The following is a 284-nucleotide window of genomic DNA, read 5'->3' as shown; positions in this document are numbered from 1 at the left end:
CTGCAGGATTTACTTTTAATAATGAGAAAGAAGTTTATGAGAAAATATTAAATAATATTTAAATTATTTATTATTAATTAATATTTATGGTTACAGTCATTTTAGTCACAAATNNNNCATATGCAGATTATTTGGTAGCAAATGTAGTAGGACATATATACAAATTACCAGTATATATAGTATATCAAAATCCAATGGTTAATTAAATAATACAGTACAAATGCTTATAAATGATAATGTAACAAATGTAATAATAATAGGAGGACTTGTAGTAATATCAAATT

This window comes from Candidatus Nanopusillus massiliensis (assembly GCF_920984865.1).
The sequence above is the reverse complement of the archived record's forward strand: the minus strand, read 5'-3'. Positions refer to the sequence as shown.